The sequence below is a fragment of the Tahibacter sp. genome, from assembly GCF_035481375.1.
Taxonomy (GTDB): domain Bacteria; phylum Pseudomonadota; class Gammaproteobacteria; order Xanthomonadales; family Rhodanobacteraceae; genus Tahibacter.
On record NZ_DATIGT010000154.1, the window covers coordinates 1 to 19,193 of the forward strand.

The 19,193-nt window shown below is 69.1% G+C and carries 16 protein-coding genes and 1 pseudogene; 13 read left to right on the forward strand and 4 right to left on the reverse strand.

Going from position 1 to position 19,193, the window contains the following annotated elements; genetic code table 11:
• The 4 genes and pseudogenes from VLF18_RS10295 to VLF18_RS10310 all read left to right on the forward strand — a co-directional run.
• A pseudogene (locus tag VLF18_RS10295) lies at window positions 1-223 on the forward strand (hypothetical protein); the annotation flags it as partial.
• A gap of 248 nt (window positions 224-471) precedes the next feature.
• On the forward strand, window positions 472-3,750 hold the full coding sequence (locus VLF18_RS10300; protein ID WP_325279541.1) for a S41 family peptidase: 3,279 nt from the start codon (window positions 472-474) through the stop codon (window positions 3,748-3,750).
• 145 nt (window positions 3,751-3,895) lie between these two features.
• A complete protein-coding gene (locus VLF18_RS10305; protein ID WP_325279542.1) occupies window positions 3,896-4,144 on the forward strand; it encodes a YcgL domain-containing protein in 249 nt (82 codons plus the stop codon).
• A gap of 221 nt (window positions 4,145-4,365) precedes the next feature.
• The gene (locus VLF18_RS10310; RefSeq protein WP_325279543.1) at window positions 4,366-7,770 is read left to right on the forward strand and encodes an ankyrin repeat domain-containing protein; all 3,405 of its coding nucleotides are present in this window, start codon (window positions 4,366-4,368) and stop codon (window positions 7,768-7,770) included.
• Between the two features lie 103 nt (window positions 7,771-7,873).
• On the opposite strand, the gene VLF18_RS10315 is transcribed toward VLF18_RS10310, so the two are convergent.
• Window positions 7,874-9,688 carry a monovalent cation:proton antiporter-2 (CPA2) family protein gene (locus VLF18_RS10315; protein WP_325279544.1) on the reverse strand — a complete coding sequence of 605 codons (1,815 nt, stop codon included), beginning with the start codon at window positions 9,686-9,688 and terminating at the stop codon, window positions 7,874-7,876.
• A 110-nt stretch (window positions 9,689-9,798) separates the two neighbouring features.
• Between VLF18_RS10315 and VLF18_RS10320 the strand changes: the two genes are divergently transcribed.
• Window positions 9,799-10,149 carry a hypothetical protein gene (locus VLF18_RS10320; RefSeq protein WP_325279545.1) on the forward strand — a complete coding sequence of 117 codons (351 nt, stop codon included), beginning with the start codon at window positions 9,799-9,801 and terminating at the stop codon, window positions 10,147-10,149.
• 181 nt (window positions 10,150-10,330) lie between these two features.
• On the opposite strand, the gene VLF18_RS10325 is transcribed toward VLF18_RS10320, so the two are convergent.
• Window positions 10,331-11,812 carry a RimK family protein gene (locus VLF18_RS10325; RefSeq protein WP_325279546.1) on the reverse strand — a complete coding sequence of 494 codons (1,482 nt, stop codon included), beginning with the start codon at window positions 11,810-11,812 and terminating at the stop codon, window positions 10,331-10,333.
• 259 nt (window positions 11,813-12,071) lie between these two features.
• On the opposite strand from VLF18_RS10325, the gene VLF18_RS10330 reads away from it, so the two are divergent.
• Genes VLF18_RS10330 through VLF18_RS10340 form a run of 3 tightly spaced genes read left to right on the forward strand, consistent with a single transcriptional unit; the run spans window position 12,072 to window position 13,714 of the window.
• Window positions 12,072-12,545, forward strand: a complete 474-nt coding sequence (locus VLF18_RS10330; protein ID WP_325279547.1) for a GNAT family N-acetyltransferase — start codon at window positions 12,072-12,074, stop codon at window positions 12,543-12,545.
• The gene (locus tag VLF18_RS10335) at window positions 12,542-13,120 is read left to right on the forward strand and encodes a peroxiredoxin family protein (RefSeq protein ID WP_325279548.1); all 579 of its coding nucleotides are present in this window, start codon (window positions 12,542-12,544) and stop codon (window positions 13,118-13,120) included. Before VLF18_RS10330 ends, VLF18_RS10335 begins: the two co-directional genes overlap by 4 nt.
• Window positions 13,121-13,129: 9 nt before the next feature.
• Window positions 13,130-13,714 (forward strand): DUF2179 domain-containing protein, encoded by a 585-nt coding sequence (locus tag VLF18_RS10340; protein ID WP_325279549.1) that lies wholly within the window; start codon window positions 13,130-13,132, stop codon window positions 13,712-13,714.
• Between the two features lie 22 nt (window positions 13,715-13,736).
• On the opposite strand, the gene VLF18_RS10345 is transcribed toward VLF18_RS10340, so the two are convergent.
• Window positions 13,737-14,114 (reverse strand): hypothetical protein, encoded by a 378-nt coding sequence (locus VLF18_RS10345; RefSeq protein ID WP_325279550.1) that lies wholly within the window; start codon window positions 14,112-14,114, stop codon window positions 13,737-13,739.
• Between the two features lie 77 nt (window positions 14,115-14,191).
• Window positions 14,192-14,869: a hypothetical protein gene (locus tag VLF18_RS10350; RefSeq protein WP_325279551.1), complete on the reverse strand. Its 678-nt coding sequence runs from the start codon at window positions 14,867-14,869 to the stop codon at window positions 14,192-14,194.
• Window positions 14,870-14,970: 101 nt separating this feature from the next.
• On the opposite strand from VLF18_RS10350, the gene lptM reads away from it, so the two are divergent.
• The 5 genes from lptM (at window position 14,971) to VLF18_RS10375 (ending at window position 19,173) form a co-directional block, all read left to right on the forward strand.
• Entirely contained in the window at window positions 14,971-15,099 is a 129-nt protein-coding gene (lptM, locus tag VLF18_RS10355) for an LPS translocon maturation chaperone LptM (protein WP_325279552.1), read from the forward strand.
• Between the two features lie 20 nt (window positions 15,100-15,119).
• A complete protein-coding gene (gene dapF, locus VLF18_RS10360; protein ID WP_325279553.1) occupies window positions 15,120-15,953 on the forward strand; it encodes a diaminopimelate epimerase in 834 nt (277 codons plus the stop codon).
• A complete protein-coding gene (locus tag VLF18_RS10365; RefSeq protein WP_325279554.1) occupies window positions 15,950-16,633 on the forward strand; it encodes a DUF484 family protein in 684 nt (227 codons plus the stop codon). The genes dapF and VLF18_RS10365 overlap by 4 nt, the downstream gene beginning before the upstream one ends.
• 55 nt (window positions 16,634-16,688) lie before the next feature.
• Window positions 16,689-17,582, forward strand: coding sequence for a tyrosine recombinase XerC (gene xerC / locus VLF18_RS10370; RefSeq protein ID WP_325279555.1), 894 nt, complete (start codon window positions 16,689-16,691; stop codon window positions 17,580-17,582).
• Window positions 17,583-17,679: 97 nt separating this feature from the next.
• Window positions 17,680-19,173 carry a VCBS repeat-containing protein gene (locus tag VLF18_RS10375; protein ID WP_325279556.1) on the forward strand — a complete coding sequence of 498 codons (1,494 nt, stop codon included), beginning with the start codon at window positions 17,680-17,682 and terminating at the stop codon, window positions 19,171-19,173.
• The last annotated feature ends 20 nt before the right edge of the window (window positions 19,174-19,193 follow it).

Here is a 19,193-nt window from a genome sequence, read left to right on the forward strand (position 1 = left end):
GCGCGCGCTCGAGGAATATGCGGCGCTGTCGACGAGCTACCCCGGCGAGGAACCGCGCCTGCGCTACGGCCGTCTGCTGAAGACGCTGCAGCGCGACGCCGACGCGCGCCGCGTGTTCGAGGACATGCTCCGTCGCGCGAAGGCCGCGCCGAAGTACTACCGGCGCAAGGAGCAGGCGCATCTGGATGCGGCGCAGCAGGAGCTGGCGTCGCTGACCTCGTAGGGCGCGATAAGCGCGGCGCATTCGCCGAATCGCTCCGAAGCCGGTCCAGTCCAGCAGGGCGAGCAAAGAAGCGAAGCAAAGGCCTTCGACAAGCGAGAATTCGGCTTTGGCTCTTTCGCTTCGGCCTAGCCGTTGGCGCAATACCCCTCGGTTGTTGCGCCGTACGATCCGCCTAGCCCTTTTGGCCCAGGGCACCCCGCGTTGCGGCGCCTAGAATCGCGCGAGATTCTTGCCGCCAGGACTTGCCGATGCCGATGCTCGTTTCCGCCGCCCTGCTTGCCGCCGCTGCGGCGGCGCCCGACGCTGGCGCCAGCCGCGTGCTGCGTTTTCCCGACGTCTGCGGCGATTCCGTCGCATTCGTCCAGGCCGGCGACGTCTATCGCGTCGGCGCCGGCGGCGGCACCGCGCAGCGGCTGACCTCGCACCTGGGCAACGAGCTCTATCCGAAATTCTCGCCCGACTGCCGCTGGATCGCGTTTTCGGGCGAATACGACGGCACGCGCCAGGTCTACGTGATTCCGGCCGACGGCGGCACGCCGCGCCAGCTGACCTGGTACAGCGACATCGGCAGCATGCCGCCGCGCGGCGGCACCGACTATCGCGTGCTCGACTGGAGCCCCGACGGCAAGTCCGTGCTGTTCCGCGCGAACCGCGTGCCCTACGACGAGCGCGGCGGACGGCTGTATCAGGTGCCGGCCGACGGCGGGCTCGAAACGCCGCTGGCCATGCCCGAGAGCGGCGGCGGCATGTTTTCGCCGGACGGCAAGTCGGTCGTGTACACGCCGATCGACCGCGATTTCCGCAGCTGGAAGCGCTATCGCGGCGGACGCGCGCAGGACGTCTGGACCTACGATCTCGCGCGCAACACCTCGGTGCGCCTGACCGACAACCGCGCAACCGATCATCAACCGATGTGGGTCGGCGACACCGTCTACTTCGTGTCCGATCGCGGCCACACGCTGAACCTCTGGTCGGTGCCGGCCGGCGGCGGCGATGCGCGCCAGCTCACGCGTTTCGACGACTTCGACGTGCTGTGGCCGAGCGCCGGCAAGGACGCGATCGTGTTCGAGCAGGGCGGCTGGATCTGGCGCTTCGACCCGGCCACGGCGAAGGCGGCGAAGCTCGACATCCGCGTCGCCGGCGATCAGCCGCAGGCGCTGCCGGCCTGGAAGAAGGTCGCGCCGCAGATCGAATCGTTCGACCTCTCGCCGCAGGGCGAACGCGCCGTGTTCGGCGCGCGCGGCGAACTGTTCAGCGTGCCGGCGAAGAACGGCGAGATCCGCAATCTCAGCCGGACGCCGGCCGCGCGCGAGATCTCGGCGACCTGGTCGCCCGACGGCAAGCGCATCGCCTACCTGTCCGACGCAACCGGCGAATATGAACTCTACGTGCGCGACCAGAACGGCAGCGGCGAGCCGCAGCGCGTGACGCGCGACGGCGGCACCTGGCGCTTTCCGCCGCTGTGGTCGCCGGATTCGCGCAAGCTCGCCTATGCCGACAAGCGCCAGCGCCTGCGCATCGTCGACATCGGCAGTGGCACCACGCGCGAAGTCGATCAGAGCCAGTTCGACGACATCACCGATTACGCCTGGGCGCCGGATTCGAATCTGCTGGCCTACACCAAGACCAACGGCGCGGGGCTCACGCAGATCTGGCTGTACTCGCTGTCCGACGCACGCACCGGCGCGGTGACCGAAGCGACGAGCAGCGCGTTCAATCCGGCGTTCGATCCGAAAGGCCGCTGGCTCTATTTCCTGTCCAACCGCGACTACAACCTGACCTTCAGCGCGTTTGAACAAAATTATCTGTATACAAACGCGACCCGTCCGTACGCGGTCACGCTCGCGACGACGAGCCCGACGGTCTATCCGCTGCCGAGCGACGAAGCCAAGCCCGTCGTCGCCGGCGCCGACAAACCGGCCGACGACAAGGCGAAGGACAAGACCAAGGACAAGCCCGTCGCCGGCGCGGTCGCGCAGGAGATCATCCTCGATCGCGAAGGCATCGCCGGCCGCGCCGTCGCCCTCAAGGTGGGCTCGGGCAACTACCGCAGCCTGCAGGCCGGTCCCGATGCGGTCTATTTCCTGTCGGGAAATCCACGCCAGCAGCAGCCGCTGGAACTGCGCCGTCTCGCGCTCGACGCCGATCAGGACAAGGCCGTCGCCGCGAACATCGCCGACTACCGCCTGTCGGCGACCGGCAACATGCTGCTGCTCAAGCAGGGCGAACGCTTCGCGCTGGTCAAGGCCGACGCGGGCCAGGACTTCAACGCCGGCGCGCTGAACCTCGACCGGATGGAGCTCTTCATCGATCCGCGCGTCGAATGGCAGCAGGAATTCGCCGACGCGTGGCGCATCCTGCGCGACTGGTTCTACGACCCGAACGTGCACGGCGGCCTCGATCGCTGGACCACGATCCGCGAACGCTACGGCGCCTGGGTGCCGCATCTGGGCAGCCGCGCCGACCTCGATTTCCTGCTGCAGGAAGTCGCCGGCGAAATGAATGCGGGTCACGTCTACGTGCAGGCCTCGCCCGACGTGCCGAAGGTCGAGCGTCATGCGGGCGGCCTGCTCGGCGCCGAATTCGCGACCGACGCATCGGGCTATTTCCGCATCGCGCGCATCTTCGCCGGCGAAAACTGGAATCGCGACCTGCGTTCGCCGCTGACCGAGAACGGCGTCGACGTGAAGCCGGGCGACTATCTGATCGCGGTCGACGGCGTCGACGCGAAAAGCGTCACGAATCCGTATGCGCTGCTGCAGGGCCGCGGCGACCAGGTCGTGAGCCTGACCGTGAACAGCCGTCCGAGCGCGAGCGGCGCGCGTACCGTGCGCGTGAAGACGCTGACGTCCGAGCAGAACCTGCGCTACGCCGACTGGGTCGCCGCGCGCCGCGCCTATGTCGACAAGCTGTCGAACGGCCGCATCGGCTACATCCACGTGCCGAACACCGCGGTCGAGGGCAACCGCGAACTCAACCGCGGCCTGCTCGCGTATCACGACAAGGAAGCGCTGATCATCGACGACCGCTACAACGGCGGCGGCTTCATTCCGGACCGCATGATCGAACTGCTCTCGCGCACGCCGCTGAACTACTGGAAGCGCCGCGGCCTCGATCCGGCGCCGACGCCGCTGGTCTCGCACGACGGGCCGAAGGCAATGCTGATCAACGGCCTGTCGAGCTCCGGCGGCGATGCATTTCCGTACTATTTCCGGAAGTTGAAATTGGGAACCCTGATCGGCACGCGCACCTGGGGCGGCCTGATCGGCATCTCGGGCAATCCGGGCCTGGCCGACGGCGGCAGCGTGCTCGCCGCGACATTCCGCTTCATGGGCACCGACGGCCAGTGGGCGGTCGAGAACGAGGGCGTTTCGCCAGACATCGAAGTCATCGACCGTCCCGAACTCATCGCCGCCGGCAAGGATCCGAGCATCGAGAAGGCCGTCGAGGTGCTGCTCGGCCAGCTGCCGGCCAGCCCGAAGCCGCGACTGCAGGCGCCGCCGGCGCCGGCGAAGTTCGGCGATTGAGGAAGAATAGAGGGGCGCAGGTAGGGGCCAGAGGGAACCGGTGCGCTCTTCCTCTGGTTCCTGAACCCCTACCCTCTCGTCATTCACGCCCCCTCCAGTCGTTCCACGAGCGGTAAGATCCGCGGCCGGACACGGAGACCGCCCGATGAATTGCTTTGTATACAAAAGCCTGCGCCGCGCGGAGACCTACGTCTATCTGCGCGAGCGCGATGCGTTCCAGCTGCTGCCCGCGACGCTCGCGGCGACGCTCGGACCGCTGAATTTCGTCATCGAGCTGGCCCTGTCGCCCGAGCGCAAGCTCGCGCGCGAGGACGTCGAAACCGTGATCGCGAACCTGCGCGGCCCGGGCTTCCACCTGCAGTTGCCGCCGCCGCCCGTCGAGACGACGCAATAGGCTCTGTCGCGGCGCAACATGAACGGCGCGGCCGGCTGAACCGGGTTTTACCGCGAGCGATGAATTAACTGCATATACTCGCCCGGGTTTTGCCGTTCGCCGAAAACGGCGGCAGCCCGGCGAGCCGGCAGCGGATCGCCAGGCCCGCTTTTCCAGGCCCGGTTCATTCAGGCCCGTTTTTGGGGCCGGTTCTCATCGCCCGATCTGTACGGAAGTTTCGCGTGCCCCGAGCCAAGCCGACGCGCCTCGCCGCCTTCGTCGCCAGCCTGCCGTATTTCCTGCCGGCTGCGCTCTGTCTTCTGGTCGCCGCGTTCGTCGTGCATCCGGCTACCCTGCTGCTGCTCCTGGCCGCGAATTCGCTGTCGCTCGCCGCGGTCTGTCATGGCCTCGGCTTCGACCTCGAGGACAGTTTTGCCCGCACCGTGCTGCGTCGCGGCGCCGCGCATTTCGTGCTGCTGGCCTCCTATACCGCGGCCGTCATGCTGCTGCTCGGCTGGCCGCTGGCCTGGCTGCTGCAGGCCGGATCGCTGGCTGCGACGATGCTGCTGTCGGCTGCGGTCGTCGTCGCGCTGCTGCTGCTCTGGCGCGTCTGGCCGGCGTTCGGCCTCGCCCTGGTCTGGGACGACGCCTATCCCGACGACGAGAACGGCTCGTGGATCCTCGCCGCGGTCTCGCGCAGCGTGAGCTTTGCGCGGCACCTGACCGGCGAGCACGAGCTGTTCTTCAGCCACGGCCTGCCGGTCGCGCTCGCGCAGCTCGTGCTCGTCGGACTTGCGGTCGGCATCGCCGGGCTCGGCCAGGGCCTGCCGAGCGAGCTGCGCACGCTAGTGCTGCTCGTCTATGTGATCGCGCTGCCGCTGATGCAGCTCGTCGTCGCGAACCGCAGCCTGCGCGCGCTGCTGACCGCGCGCCGCGCGCGCCGCGCGGAACCGCCGGCCAACGCCGAGGACGGTTCCGACAGCGGCTGCGACCTGCCGCGCGAACTGCCGGGCGGCCTCGGCAAGAGCGAACTCGACGCGGCGCTGCTGCACGCGACGCGCTGCGGACAGGTCGAACTCGCGCTCGCCGCGCTCGAACGCGGCGCCGATCCGGACACCGTGCCGGCCGCCGGCGAACGCGACCAGCGCAGCGTGCTGATGCTCGCCGCGACACTGCCCGAAGTGCGCCTGCTGCGCGCGCTGATCGCCAAGCGCGCCGACGTCAATCGCACGCACGCGGGCCTGAGCCCGCTGCTCGCCGCGACGCGCGACAGCTATCAGGGCCGCCCCGACGCCGTGCTGACGCTGCTCGCCAACGGTGCCGATCCGGCCGCGAGCGACGCCCAGGGCAATACCGCGCTGCATTACGCCGCGCTCGCGGTCGACCCCGTCGTCGCGGCCATGCTCATCGACGCGGGTGCGCCGATCGCGGCAGTGAACCGCGACGGCCTGACGCCGCTCGGACAGGCCGCGCACGCGGCCAACTGGGCGCTGCTGCGCTTCTTTCTCGAGCGCGGCGCACGCAACGAAGTCGAGCATGCGCAGCCGGCGCTGAGCGCCGCGGCATCGATCGCCGACGACGACGTCACCGGCGTGAAGCTGCTGCTCAAGCACAAGGCGCGCATCGACGCGCAGGGGCCGCTCGGCCGCACCGCGCTGATGGCCGCGGCCCTGGCGGGTCACGCGATGATCGTGCGCTGCCTGCTCGACGCGGGCGCCAATGTCGACGTCGGCGACACGCACGCGACGACCGCGCTGATGGAAGCCGCGCGCGCCGGCGCGGCCGAAGTCATCGCGCTGCTCGCGGCGCGCAAGCCCGATCCGAATCGCGTCGACCACCTCGGCCGCAGCGCGCTCGTGATCGCGTGCCAGTCGCGCCAGGCCAACGCCACGGTCGTGCGCGCGCTGCTCGCGCTCGGCATCGACCGGCAGCGCGCCTGCACCGACGGCCGTCGCGCGCTCGATCACGCGATCGCCGGCGGCCGCTGGGATCTCGTCGCGCTGATCGATCCCGACTACGCCTTGCCGAGTTCGGTCGCCGAGGGCGTCGGCAGCGCAGTCGCCGACTCGCCGGCGCACCTGCTCGACGCGCTGCGGTTCGGCCACTGGACCATCGCCGAAGGGCTGCTGCCGCAGATCGGCCAGTGGTCGCAGATCGATCTCGCCGGCATCTGGCTCGAACTGGCGACGCACAGCGACGCGCGCGCGCGGCAGTGGCTGCTCAATCACGGCCTGCGCCCCGACGCGTATCTCGCGCGTGGCACGCTGTTCTCCGCCGTGCTCGAACGATTGCCCGATTCCGCCGACGCGCTGGCCGAACTCGTCGAAGCCGGTGCCGGCAGCGGCGGCGCCGGCGTGCTGCGCCGCGTGCTCGAAGCCGCGCGCGACACCGGCGACGCGGCACGGCGCGAGCAGCTGCTCGCGATCGCGCTCGACCTGGCCCAGCGCGGTGCCGACGCCTTCGCCGCGAACGAACACGGCGAGACCGCCACGCATCTCGCCGCGCAGCTCGCCGCTTCGCGCCTGCTCGACCGCCTGCTCGACGCCGGCGCCGACCCGAATGCGCGCGACCAGCATGGCCGCACGCCGTTGCACGCGGCACTCGCCGCGCCGGCGGCGCAGCTCGACGGCGTCGTGCGCTCGCTGATCCGCCACGGCGCCGATCCGCAGATCGCCGCGAACGACGGCGAGACCGCACTCGGCCGCGCGCTGACCGGCAGCAAATCCCTGCGCCGCTGGCTGCACTGGACGAAATGGCCGCTGCCGCGCCGGCGCCTGCGCGCCGACGACGTCGTCGCGGCCGCCGCCGGCGGCGATACGTCGGCCGTGGAACGGCTGCTCGAACTCGGACTGCCGATCGAAGGCACCGACGCGCAAGGCGCGACCGCGCTGCTGCGCGCGTGCGGCCAGGGCCACGACGACGTCGTGCGCCTGCTGCTGTCGCGCGGCGCCGATATCGAACACACGGCGGCGGGCGGCGCGACCTGCCTGTCGGCCGCGGTCAGCGCGCGCCGCGAGAGCGTCGTCGACCGGCTGCTCGCACACGGCGCCGCGCTCGACCGCCGCCTGCCCGGCGGCGGCACCACGCTGATGATCGCCGCGGCGCTCGGCTTTCCGGAACTTGTGGAAAAATTACTTGCCGCCGGCGCCGATCCGAATCTCGCCGACGAAAAGGGTTCGACCGCGCTGCACGCCGCGGCGCACTACGCGTTCGGTCACGCCGGGTCGCGCGCGCGCGCCGTGCTCGAAGTGCTGCTGCGCCTCGGCGCCGCGCCGAACGCGCGCAACGCGAAGGGCCAGACCGCGCTGCTGCTGCTCGTCGGCGGCCGCGCCGATCCGGGTTCGCCCTGCGATCCGGCACAGGTCGCGCACCTCGTCGCACTCGTGCTCGATTTCGCCGCCGACCTCGATGCGCAGGACGAACGCGGCGTCAGCGCGCTGCATGCCTGCGCAATCCACGGCCTGCTCGGCTGCGCGCGCCAGTTGCTCGCACGCGGCGCCGAGCGCGACATCCGCGACTGCCTCGGCCGCCGCCCGGCGGAACTCGCCGAACTGCTCGGCTACGCCGACGTCGCGACCGAACTCGGCGCGTCCGCGGCGATTCCGAGCCTTGCGCAGATGCTGAGGCAGCCGGCCAACCACGGCTGAGGGGATTGGATCGGCGGTGCCGCCATCGAAGTGAAGAGCAGCGAGACGCGAGTATGTGAGGTGGCCCTCCGCTCACGGCTCGCTCCTCTCAACGCGTTTCTTTTCACCACTCCCGATTCACGCCGCCAACCCACTCCTGCGTCTGCACTTCGCTCGTGTCGGCCGCGAAGATCCGTTCCAGTTCGACGAGAGCTTCCTGCGAGGACTGGATCAGTGCCGCATCGTCGTCGTAGACGAGGTGCTGGGCCTTGAGCAGCGCTTCGTCGTGCGTGCGGAAGCGCGCGATGCGGTCGGCGGCGACGCGCGGCGGCTGGCCCAGCGCTTCGAGCACCTGACGCGTCAGGTCGAGGCTGCCTTCGAGCGTTTCGCGCACGACGCCGTCGACATTGAGGTCCATGAGCTTGAACGCGTGCTGGCGATTGCGTGCGCGCGCGAAGATCTTGAGATTCGGATACATGCGCTTGACCAGCCGCGCCGTGCGCACGTTGGCTTCGGGATCGTCGGTCGCGAGTACGAAGATCTCGGCACGGTCCGCATGCGCGGCGCGCAGCAGCTCGGGCCGGCTCGGATCGCCGAAATAGATCGTGCTGCCGAAACGCCGCGACGCATCGACCTGTTCGATCGAATTCTCCAGCGCGGTGAACGGAATCTTCTGCGCGCGCAGCACGCGCGCGACGATCTGCCCGACACGGCCGAAGCCCGCGATGATGACGCGCGGCGGATCGCCGTCGATGCGGTCGAACTCGCGCTCGGGCTTGTGCGTATTCGCCTGCACGAGCTGGCCGAGCGCGAGCAGCAGCGGCGGCGTCGCCGCCATCGACAGCGTGATGACGAGCGTCAGCAGCCCGTGCGTGCGCGGGTCGATCAGATTGTTGCCCGCGGCCAGCGAGAACACGACGAACGCGAATTCGCCGCCGGCCGCGAGCACCGCGGCGAGCGACAGCGACTGCCAGCGATCGATTCCGCCGACGGTCATGCCGACCGCGAACAGCACGGCGCCTTTGACGAGCAGCAGCGCGGCGGTCAGTCCCAGCACGAGCCAGGGCTCGCGCAGCAGCAGCGCGAGATCGACGGCCATGCCGACGCTGACGAAGAACAGGCCGAGCAGCAGGCCCTTGAACGGTTCGATCTGCGATTCGAGTTCGTGGCGATATTCCGAATCGGCCAGCAGCAGACCCGCGAGGAAAGCGCCGAGCGCCATCGAGATGCCGGCGAGTTCCATGAGCCAGGCCGTGCCGATGACGACGAGCAACGCGGTCGCCGTGAACACTTCGGGTATGCGCGTGTTCACCGCGATGCGGAACACGGGACGCAGCAGGAAGCGTCCGGCGAGCACGACGAGTGCGAGCGTGCCGACGACCTTGCCGGCTTCGATCGTGTTGACCGCCGCGCCCTGGCCGACCGCGAGCACCGGCACGATCGCGAGAATCGGGATTGCCGCGAGATCCTGGAACAGCAGGATCGCGAAGCCCTGACGGCCGTGCGGCGATGTGAGTTCCTTGCGTTCGGCAAGGAGCTGCAGGCCGAACGCGGTCGACGACAGCGCGAGGCCGAGACCGATCACGACGGCCGACTTCGGCACGACGTCGAATGCGGCGATCGCGATCGCCGCGATCACGCCGGCGGTCGCGAGCACCTGCGCGAGGCCCGCGCCGAACACGGCTTTGCGCATGACCCAGAGCCGCTGCGGCGACAGTTCGAGCCCGATCACGAACAGCAGCAGCACGACGCCGAGTTCGGAGATGTGCGCGATCTGTTCCGGGTTCTGCAGCAGCTTGAAGCCTGAAGGGCCGATCACGGCGCCGGCGATCAGATAGCCGAGCACGGCACCGAGTTCGAAGCGCTTCGCGATCGGCACCGCGACGACGGCAGCGGCGAGGAGCACGACGGTGTACTGCAGGATGGTGTGGGTTTCCACGCGCCGTCTCCGATGAGGTCGGACGATTATGTCACGCGGCTTTCGCGCACTCGCAGGATCTGAGATTCGCGCTGCGGATACTGCGTCGGCACCCACGAGCGGAGAACGCCATGCCTCAGGCACGAACGCAGCAGCCCGTCGATCGTTCGCCCGAATCCACCCTGATCGCGCGCTTCGTCGAACTCTGGCTCGTCGCCGGCATTGCCGGCGTTCTGTTGCTGCCTGCCGCACGCGCGCATTCGCTCGCCTTCGGCTGGACCGCGTACTGGCTCGTGGGTGCACCACTCCTGATGTGGGCGATGCAACATCGCCGGCGGTTGGCGGCACAGGCGCGGGCCATCCTCGTCGGCTCGTTCCTGTATCGCCGTTCTGACGTGGCCGGGACCGGAAGTCCGTTCGACCGGCGCCAGGGATGGCGTCACGTCAGGGCACAGGCGCGTCGCATCGCGAGTGCGCGGTAGGTTGGCGGTGAGCCGCAGGCGAACCCCCACATCGAGGTCGCCGCTTCCGCCGAGCGGAGGACTCCGTCACGGCGCTGTGGAAACATAGCCGCAAGCGACTATTTCCGGCACGGGTTCTTCGCAGCGGAACCACCTCGATATTGGGGTTCGCCTGCGGCTCACCGCCAACCTACCAGGGCTCTCAATCCTCGATGCCCAGCCGCTTGCGTTCGAGCCGGCGCAGGAATTCTTCCATGATGCGGCGATAGAGATCGTCGCCGAGGTATTCGTCTTCCACGCCCGCATCGATCGACGGATTGTCATTGACTTCGATGACGACGATGCGATTGCCGACCTGCTTGAGATCGACGCCGTAGAGTCCGTCGCCGATGAGGCTGGTCGCCTTCAGCGCGAGCCGCACGACCTCGGGCGGCGCTTCGCGCACGGGCAGCGTCTTGAAGCCGCCGGATTTCGCCGTGCCGCGCGCGCCGTGGTTGTAGATCTGCCAGTGGCCGCGCGACATGAAGTACTGGCACGCGTACAGCGGATCCTTGTTGAGCACGCCGATGCGCCAGTCGAAATCGGTGTAGAGGTATTCCTGCGCGATGACGAGCGCGGTGTGCTGGAACAGGTCCTCGGTGCCCTTCTTGAGTTCCTCGGCGTTCTCGACCTTGACGATGCCGCGCGAGAACGAGCCGTCGGGAATCTTGAGCACGATCGGAAAGCCGAGCAGCGCCGGCAGCTCGGCGAGTTTCTTCGTGTCGTCGCGGAACAGGATTTCGCTCTTGGGCGTCGGCAGCTTGCGCGAGCGCAGCAGGTCGTGCAGATAGATCTTGTTCGTGCAGCGCAGGATCGACGTGGGGTCGTCCATGACGACCATGCCTTCCTTCTCCGCCTTGTTCGCGAAGCGGTAGGTGTGATTGTCGAGCGCCGTGGTTTCGCGGATGAACAGCCCGTCGTATTCGGCGAGCCGCGTGTAGTCGTTGCGCGTGATCGGGTCGACCTCGATGCCGAGGTCCTTGCCCGCGTCGACGAAGGATTTCAGCGCGCGCTTGTTCGACGGCGGCATCGCCTCGGCCGGGTCGTGCAGCATCGCGATGTCGTAGCGGAACTTGCGCCGCGCGCGCGGCTTGCGCCAGAGCTTCTTCGAGAACCGGTCGAGCGCGTCGGCGAACGCGTCTTCCTGCGGATCGTTGAGCGTGTGCAGGCCGGCCGGCTTGATCGCCGAGATGCCCCATTCGCGCTCGCGCTCGAACTCGATGCGCAGGATCGGGCACGGAAACATTTCGAACACCTGGCGCGCGAGATCCTGCAGCGGCGCGTAGCTGGTCTCGCCGAAATACACCTGCAGGCCGAAGTCGGTCGTGTCGCGCGAATCGGGCAGGAAACGGCTGATGCGCTGTTCGAGATCCTCGATGTCGAGGCCGTAGAGCGAGCGCCGGCGCAGATCGTTGATCGTGCGCACCGACGGGATGACCTTGTGTCCGCGCGCCTCGGCCAGCAGCGACACGTAGTAGCCGGTGCCGAGGTATTTGTAGCTGCGGCAGAGGTTGATGACCTGCGTGCGTTCATCGTCGGCGTCGAGCGACTCGCGCAGATAGTCCTTCGCAGTGACCACGTTGTCCGACGGGTAGTACGAACCCCAGTCCGACGCCTTTTCGACGACGATGACGAGGCGACTCATGAGTGCAGGTACGAGACGGCGATGCGGTCGATGACCGCAGGGTCAGGGTCGGGCATGGCAGGGGCGGACACGTGGATTTGCGAGCGGCGCGAGTGTGACACAGGGCCGTGAGCGCGGCACGTGCGCAAGGTTCCGTTACGTACCCCGCGGCGCGACCGTGCAGGCGCAGTTCAGCGAATGCGCCGGGACGCCGACATGCAGCGCCGGTCCGGGCCTGCGACACACCTGCGCGCGTCCGCGGCCTGCTAGTCTCCGCCGCGTGCCTCCGTCCCCCGACTTCCGCCTGCGCCGCGCCGAAACCGCCGATCTGGACGCGCTGGTCGCGCTCGAGACCGCGAGCTTCGACTACGACCGCATGAGCGCGCGCCAGCTGCGACGTCATCTGGACAGCCGCTCCGCGGCGCTGCTGATCGCCGAGGATGCGCAGGGCCTGCTCGGCTCGGCGCTCGTGTTCTACCGCGCGCGGTCGCCGTTCGCACGGCTGTATTCGCTCGCGACCGCCGCGGCCGCGCGCGGCCGCGGCATCGGTGGAGCGCTGCTTGCGGCGGCCGAGTCGCACGCGCGGGAGCGCGGCTGCCGCGGGCTGCGTCTGGAAGTGCGGCAGGACAACGCCGCTGCAGTACAGCTCTACGAGACGCGCGGCTACCGGCGCACGGCGGCACTCGCGGACTACTATGACGACGGCGCCGCGGCCTGGCGCTATGAAAAGGACTTGCGGGACGGACTCCCATGAAACTGCTCGCCCTGATGACCGCATTCGCATTCCTGCAGACGGCCGACCCGTCGCTGCAGGCCGAGGCCGGTGTCGCGACCGACGTCACCGACGCGGCCAAGCGCAGCCGGCTGCCGGCGGCCGACCAGATGCCGCCCAATGTCAGGCTCGTCGAAACCGTGCTGTCGCGGCGTCGCCTGCACCAGCTCGAATCCATGGGTGGCCTGCGACTGCCGCGCATGGACGTGTTCGTCGCCGACGGCAGCCATGTGATGCACAGCGTCGGCTGGAACTATCGAATGCCGTGGCGGTTCGATGCAGCGCTGAAAGAGCGCAACGCGCTGCCCGGCGGCCTCACGATCGACGAATTGTTCGGATTCCTGACCGACCGGCAGGGCAACCCGGTCGCCAAGCCCGATCTCGCCGGCACCGACGTCGTCGTGTTCCTGTATTGGGCCGGCTGGTGCGGTCCCTGCGGCACCTCGCTCAGCGAAATGCGCAAGCTCATGGCTGCGGACGCGAGCCGCCGGTTCGTCTGGGTTGCGATCGAAGCCGATTCGGTGAAACAGAACGTGCAGCGAGAGACGCTGCGATAGCGCACGACCATGACGCTCGCCACCCTCATCGACACCTATCCGGCGCTGCTTGCAGTCGCCATCTTCTTCGCACGAATCGTCGACGTCTCGTTCGGCACGGTGCGCATCCTCGTCGGCTTTCGCGGATACCGGCTGCTCGCGGCGCTGATCGGCTTCTGCGAAGCGGCGATCTGGGTCGTCGCCGCGAGCAAGGTCATCGGCCACCTCGACAACTGGTATCTCGTGATCGCCTACGCGGCGGGCTATGCGACCGGCAACTTCGTCGGCATCACGCTGGAAAAGCGCCTCGGCGTCGGCCGCGAACTCGCACGCATCATTTCCTATTGCAGCGCCTGCAACCTCGCCGAGGCGCTGACGAAGCGCGGCTATTCCGTCGTCGAACTCGCCGGCCGTCACCGCGGCGATGCGCCGGTGCAGGTGCTCTACGTCGTCGACAAGCGCCGGCGCATGCCCGAGCTGCTGCGCCTCGTGCACGAACTCGATCCCGCGGCGATCTACACCGTGACCGACGTGAAGTCCTGCCACGGCGAGGACGAGCATCCGCTCGATGCCGGCGCAGGGCAGGGCATGGCGCTGCGATTCAAGCGCAAGTAGATGCGCGTAATGCGCGGCGCGGCTATTGCAGAGCCGCGACCCGTGCCCACGCCGCACGCGGAACGTTCTGCAGCAGCGTCACCGGCACGAAGACGCCGTGGTCGTTGTCGACGAACGCGCGGCATTCCGGCGGCACGGCGTCGACGAAGGTTTCGATGAGCCAGTCGCCGCGCCACTCGACGACGAACAGGGAGGGATCCGCGATTCCGCCGAGCGCGTCGGCCTTTTCGTCGTCGCCGAAATCGTCGAGCAGGCTCTGATCCGGACGAATCGAGAGCCAGCCGTCGCGCTCGTCCAGGATCGTGCGTCCGTCCTCGGTGGACTCGGCGCCGCGCTCGACCGCCCAGACGACGGGCGACCACGAACGTTCGGTTTCGGCGAGGAGGATCAGGGTATTCATGGCGTGATCCGATCGCCGCCGGTTCGCGGACGGGACCGCGAAGCATAGCGGCCCGCACGCGTCGTCGGCGAGTACGGCTACCAGTCGGTCGCCTCGAGCTTGGCCCTGGTCTGCGCATCGGCCGGCCGCGCGATCAGTCCGCCCGCGGCGGCAATCGTGACTTCGTAGCGCGCGCCGTCGATCAGCGGCATGTAGGCCGCGCTGCCGAAATCGGCGTCGACCCAGGGCAGCCACGCCGGATAGCGGCGTTTGAGCTGCCACAGATCGAGCACGCCGTCGCCCGACAGCGCAGTGACGCTCGGCGGGGTCGTCTGCGCCTTGGTCGTGTCGCGCCAGCGGCCGCTGATGCGCTCGACGCGATACAGCGGCTCGGCGCCGAGACTGACCGCGCGCGGCGTCCACTTGATCACGCGCGCGTCGAGCTGCCAGTCGTCGCCGGCGAGCTGCACGCTCTCGTGCGTGCCGTCGGCGAGATCCACGCGCAGCGCCCACTGCTGCGGCCCGAACGCGCGCACGCCGATCGTCGCGACGGGCTGCTCGGCAACCAGCCGCCGGTAGCCGTCGAGCGACAGCGACAGCGCGCACAGCACCAGGGCCAGACTCAGCAGCACGAGCAGCCACGCGCCGCGATGGCACGCGGACAGCCGCCGGCGCTGGCGCCACCGCCGGCGCACGGCGAAGGATTGCGCGAGCGCCGCGAGCCCGAACACGGCAGCGGCGACAGCAGGCAGCAACGCGGGAATCTCGGGCACCATGGCCGATCGCCGTACCGGGGATGCGTCTCGTTATACTGCATCCTCCGTCAACCTCGCATCAGGATCGCCCGTCCGATCCCCGCACTGTCACGGTCCCTGCCATGCCCCAGCTTCTGCGCATCGTGTTCCTGCTCTGCCTGATCGGTCTCGTCGCGGCCTGCGGCAACAAGGGCGATCTCGTTAAACCCGGTACGACGCCGGCGCCGGCCAAGACCGACGCGGGCAAGTGAGCGGCGACGATTCCGGCGTTATGGAATTATTGCCTTTTAGCAAGATGCACGGCATCGGCAACGACTTCGTCGTCGTCGACTGCCGCGCGCGCGCGCTGCCGCTGGACACCGCGGCGATCGCGCGGCTCGGCGACCGGCATCTCGGCGTCGGTTTCGACCAGCTGCTGACGATCGAACCCGCGCGCGATGCGTCCTGCGCGTTCCGCTACGGCATCTACAACCGCGACGGCAGCGAAGCCCGCCAGTGCGGCAACGGCGTGCGCTGCGTCGCGGCCTGGCTGCGCCGCGAGGGCGCGCTCGGCGACGGGTTGACGCGGCTGGAGAGCCCGAGCGGCCCGGTCGCCGTGGAAGTGCTGGCCGACGGCCGCGTGCGCGTCGACATGGGCGTGCCGCAGTTCGCGCCGGCGGCCATTCCGCTGCGCGAGCAAGCCGGAGCGGCGCTCTACCGGCGCCGGCTCGGCGCCGACGACGTGGATTTCGGCGCCGTCTCGATGGGCAATCCGCATGCCGTGATCGAGGTCGCCGACAGCGCGGCCGCGCCTGTCGCAGGCTGGGGCCCGCAGCTCGAAACCCATGCCGATTTTCCGGATCGCGCGAACGTCGGTTTCGCCGAGGTGATGTCGTCGCGCGAAATCCGGCTGCGCGTCTGGGAACGCGGCGTCGGCGAAACGCAGGCCTGCGGCAGCGGCGCGTGTGCGGCCGTCGCCGTTCTCGCGCACCGCGGCCGCGTCGGCGCCGAGGTCGACGTCCACCTGCCGGGCGGCACGCTGCAGATTGCCTGGGCCGGCTCCGGACAGACCGTCTGGATGACGGGTCCGGCCGCTTTCGTCTTCGAAGGGAACTATCACGTATGAGCGACATGAGCCTGAAGGACGGCCTCACCGCGATGGAAGTCGCGAGCTATCTGCGCCGGCACCCGGAATTCCTCAACGAATTTCCCGATCTCGCGATGGCGCTGCGCCTGCCGCGCGACCAGGGCGCGGCCGCCTCGCTCGCGAGCTATCAGCTCGACGTGCTGCGCGACAAGAACCGCGAACTCACGCGGCGCCTGCGCGAACTCATCGAGATCGCGCACGAGAACGAGCAGCTCATGATCCGCGTGCACACGCTGACGCTGTCGCTGATGCGCGCGACCTCGCTGGCCGACAGCCTGAGCCGCGTCGTCGCCGGCCTGACCGAGGATTTCCACACCGACCTCGTGCGCATCGTGCTGTTCGGCCGCAGCGACGCGCTGCCGGTCGCCGACTGGCTGATCCTCGAACCCGGCGGAAAATCGGCGCTGCCGGCGTTCGCCGAATTCCTGCAGCGCAACGAGCCGCTCTGCGGCCGCCTGCAGCCCGACAAGCTCGCCGCACTGTTCGGCCCGCGCGCCGGCGAAGTGCATTCGGCCGTGCTGATGCCGGTCAACGGCCTCGGCATGCTCGCGATCGGCAGCCACGACATGGATCGCTTCCACCCGGGCATGGGCACGGTGTTCCTGAAGCTCATCGCCGAGGCGATCACCGCGTCGGTCACGCGCTATCCGATGTGCTGACGTGCCTGCGCCGCGGCTGCCTGCGCCGCGACGGCTCGTCGTACCGGATGAATCCATGAGCACGCTCGGCGCCGACGTTGCGCGATTCCTCGACTACCTGCGCGTCGAGAAGCGCTACGCGCCCGGCACGATCACGAACTACGCGCGCGAGCTCGCGCTGCTCGACACGTACGCGCAGTCGCTCGGGCTGACGCACTGGCGCGAGCTGCGCGCCGAACCGCTGCGCGGTCTCGTCGCGCGCGAGCACCGGCGCGGCCGCCAGCCGGGCAGCCTGCATCACCTGCTGTCGGCCTGCCGCAGCTTCTTCCGCTGGCTGCTGCGCGAAGGCGTGATCGCGCACGATCCCGCGCTCGACGTGCGCGCGCCGAAACAGCGGCGCAAGCTGCCGCAGGTGCTCGACGTCGACGAAGCCACGGCGCTCGTGGAGATTCCGACGGACACGCCCGAAGCCGTGCAGGACCGCGCGATGCTGGAGCTGTTCTATTCGAGCGGCCTGCGCCTCGCCGAACTGACCGGTCTCGTCTGGAACGACATCGACCTGCCGCAGGGACTCGTGCGCGTGCTCGGCAAAGGTTCGAAGACGCGCGTCGTGCCGATCGGCAGCAAGGCGATCGAGGCACTGACGGCGCTGCACGCACAGGCCCGGCCCGACGCGGCCGAGCCGGTGTTCCGCGGCCGCAGCGGCCGGCCGATATCGCCGGCGAGCGTGCGCAAGCGGCTCAAGGACTGGGCCAAGGCGCAGGGCGTCTGGAAGCGCGTCTATCCGCATCTGCTGCGGCACTCGTTCGCGAGCCACCTGCTGGAGTCCTCTGGCGATCTGCGCGCCGTGCAGGAACTGCTCGGCCATGCGGACATTTCCACGACGCAGGTTTATACCCATCTGGATTTCCAGCATCTGGCGCGCGTCTACGACGCCGCGCATCCGCGCGCGAAACGGCGCAAGGAATAGCGCACCGCCCGTCGCCGACAGGCGGCGCCGTGCGTCTCAGGCCGTGCTGCAGCCGTACGCGATCCTGACGTCCCCTGAGCCCAACCGGAGACCACAGATGCCCAAGCACCGCCTTGGCGCAGCGCTCGCGCTCGCCCTGCTGTTCTGCGCGACGGCCGACGCGCATGCGTTCGGTTTCGCGCCGGAAATCCGCGTGCCGTCCCACGGCGAAGCCGAGTCGGTCGCGATCGGCGATGTCAGCGGCGACGGCCGCGACGACCTCGTCGTCGCCACGAACGCCTACTTCGCGAACGCCTGGTCGAACCACGCACTGATTCATGTGCAGCAGGCCGACGGCAGGCTCGCCCAGCCCGTCGCCGTGCCGTACACGACGACCTACGGCAGTCCGCGCGGCCTCGCGCTGGCCGACCTCGATGCCGACGGCGTGCTCGATATCGCCGTCGGTCATGCCGGCGGCCTCGCGCTGCTGCGCCGCGACGGCACCGGCGGCTTCAGCCTGCGCACCGTCGCCACGAACCGCAGCGGCAACGTGCTCGCCCGGCTCGATGTCGACCGCAACGGCGTCGACGATATCGTTGCGCTGAGCAACGGTGGTCCGGCGACGATCCACTACGGCGACGGTTTCGGCGGCATCGCAAGCCAGCAGACGCTCGGCACGCAGTCCGGCGGCTTCAACGATCTGAAGATCGGCGATCTGGATGGCAACGGTTTCGACGATCTCGCCATCATGTCGAGCTACAGCTATTCCGTGCCGAACTTGACGGTGTATCGCAGCGACGGCATGGCAGGCTGGCTTGCGTCGCAGAACTATTTCGTCGGAACCAACGAACTGACGGCCGGCCTGGCCGTCGGCGACTTCGACGATGACGGTCGCGACGACGCGATCCTCTCGCGCGGGCGCAATTCGCCGACCTGGCTGTGGCGCTATCGGCAAGACGCAAACGGCCAGCTCCAGGCCACCGCGACACTGCCGAGCTACGACATTCCGTCGACGCTCCAGGCGGTCGATCTCGACCGCGACGGCCGGGACGACGTCGCGGTGCTGCACAGCGGTTGGTCGCGCCTCGGGCTGTATCTGCAGGGGAGCGCCGGACTCGGCGCGGAACAGCTCGTGACGATTCCCTATCAGTCGCACTACACCCCGCAGGGCCTCGCCTTCGGCGATCTCGACGGCGACGGCTGCACGGACGCGGCGATCGCACTGAACGGCGACGGCGTTTCGGTGCTGGCCGGCCGCGGTTGCGCGCCGACGGCGGATCTCGCGGTCGCGATCCGCGCCGAGGCGCGCAAAACCGTCGCCGTCGACGTGAGCCATCTGGGCGGTACGGCCGCAGGAAAGGCCGATGTCGCGATCGAGTTCCGCGCGCGCGTGTTCGGCCGCATCGTTGCGCCAGCCAACTGCGTGGCGCAACCCAGCGTGGGCCGGGTGCAGGCGTATCGCTGCACGACGGAAACGCTCCGGGCCGGCGCGAGCGAAACGCTGCGCTTCGCGCTGGGCATTTCCAGCGTGACCGTCAGCGCCGACGTGGCCTCGGACGCGCCGGACCCCGACGAAAGCAACAATGCGGCAATTGCGAATCTGAGATTCTGAGCGCTGCGGCGCGGCGCCGG

Coding starts and splice junctions, on each gene's coding strand:
- VLF18_RS10335 (WP_325279548.1), top strand. CDS start 12,542: ATGAAACTGCTCGCCCTGATGACCGCATTCGCATTCCTGCAGACGGCC.
- VLF18_RS10375 (WP_325279556.1), top strand. CDS start 17,680: ATGCCCAAGCACCGCCTTGGCGCAGCGCTCGCGCTCGCCCTGCTGTTC.
- VLF18_RS10320 (WP_325279545.1), top strand. CDS start 9,799: ATGCCTCAGGCACGAACGCAGCAGCCCGTCGATCGTTCGCCCGAATCC.
- VLF18_RS10350 (WP_325279551.1), bottom strand. CDS start 14,869: ATGGTGCCCGAGATTCCCGCGTTGCTGCCTGCTGTCGCCGCTGCCGTG.
- lptM (WP_325279552.1), top strand. CDS start 14,971: ATGCCCCAGCTTCTGCGCATCGTGTTCCTGCTCTGCCTGATCGGTCTC.
- VLF18_RS10365 (WP_325279554.1), top strand. CDS start 15,950: ATGAGCGACATGAGCCTGAAGGACGGCCTCACCGCGATGGAAGTCGCG.
- VLF18_RS10325 (WP_325279546.1), bottom strand. CDS start 11,812: ATGAGTCGCCTCGTCATCGTCGTCGAAAAGGCGTCGGACTGGGGTTCG.
- VLF18_RS10345 (WP_325279550.1), bottom strand. CDS start 14,114: ATGAATACCCTGATCCTCCTCGCCGAAACCGAACGTTCGTGGTCGCCC.
- VLF18_RS10300 (WP_325279541.1), top strand. CDS start 472: ATGCCGATGCTCGTTTCCGCCGCCCTGCTTGCCGCCGCTGCGGCGGCG.
- xerC (WP_325279555.1), top strand. CDS start 16,689: ATGAGCACGCTCGGCGCCGACGTTGCGCGATTCCTCGACTACCTGCGC.
- VLF18_RS10305 (WP_325279542.1), top strand. CDS start 3,896: ATGAATTGCTTTGTATACAAAAGCCTGCGCCGCGCGGAGACCTACGTC.
- dapF (WP_325279553.1), top strand. CDS start 15,120: ATGGAATTATTGCCTTTTAGCAAGATGCACGGCATCGGCAACGACTTC.
- VLF18_RS10340 (WP_325279549.1), top strand. CDS start 13,130: ATGACGCTCGCCACCCTCATCGACACCTATCCGGCGCTGCTTGCAGTC.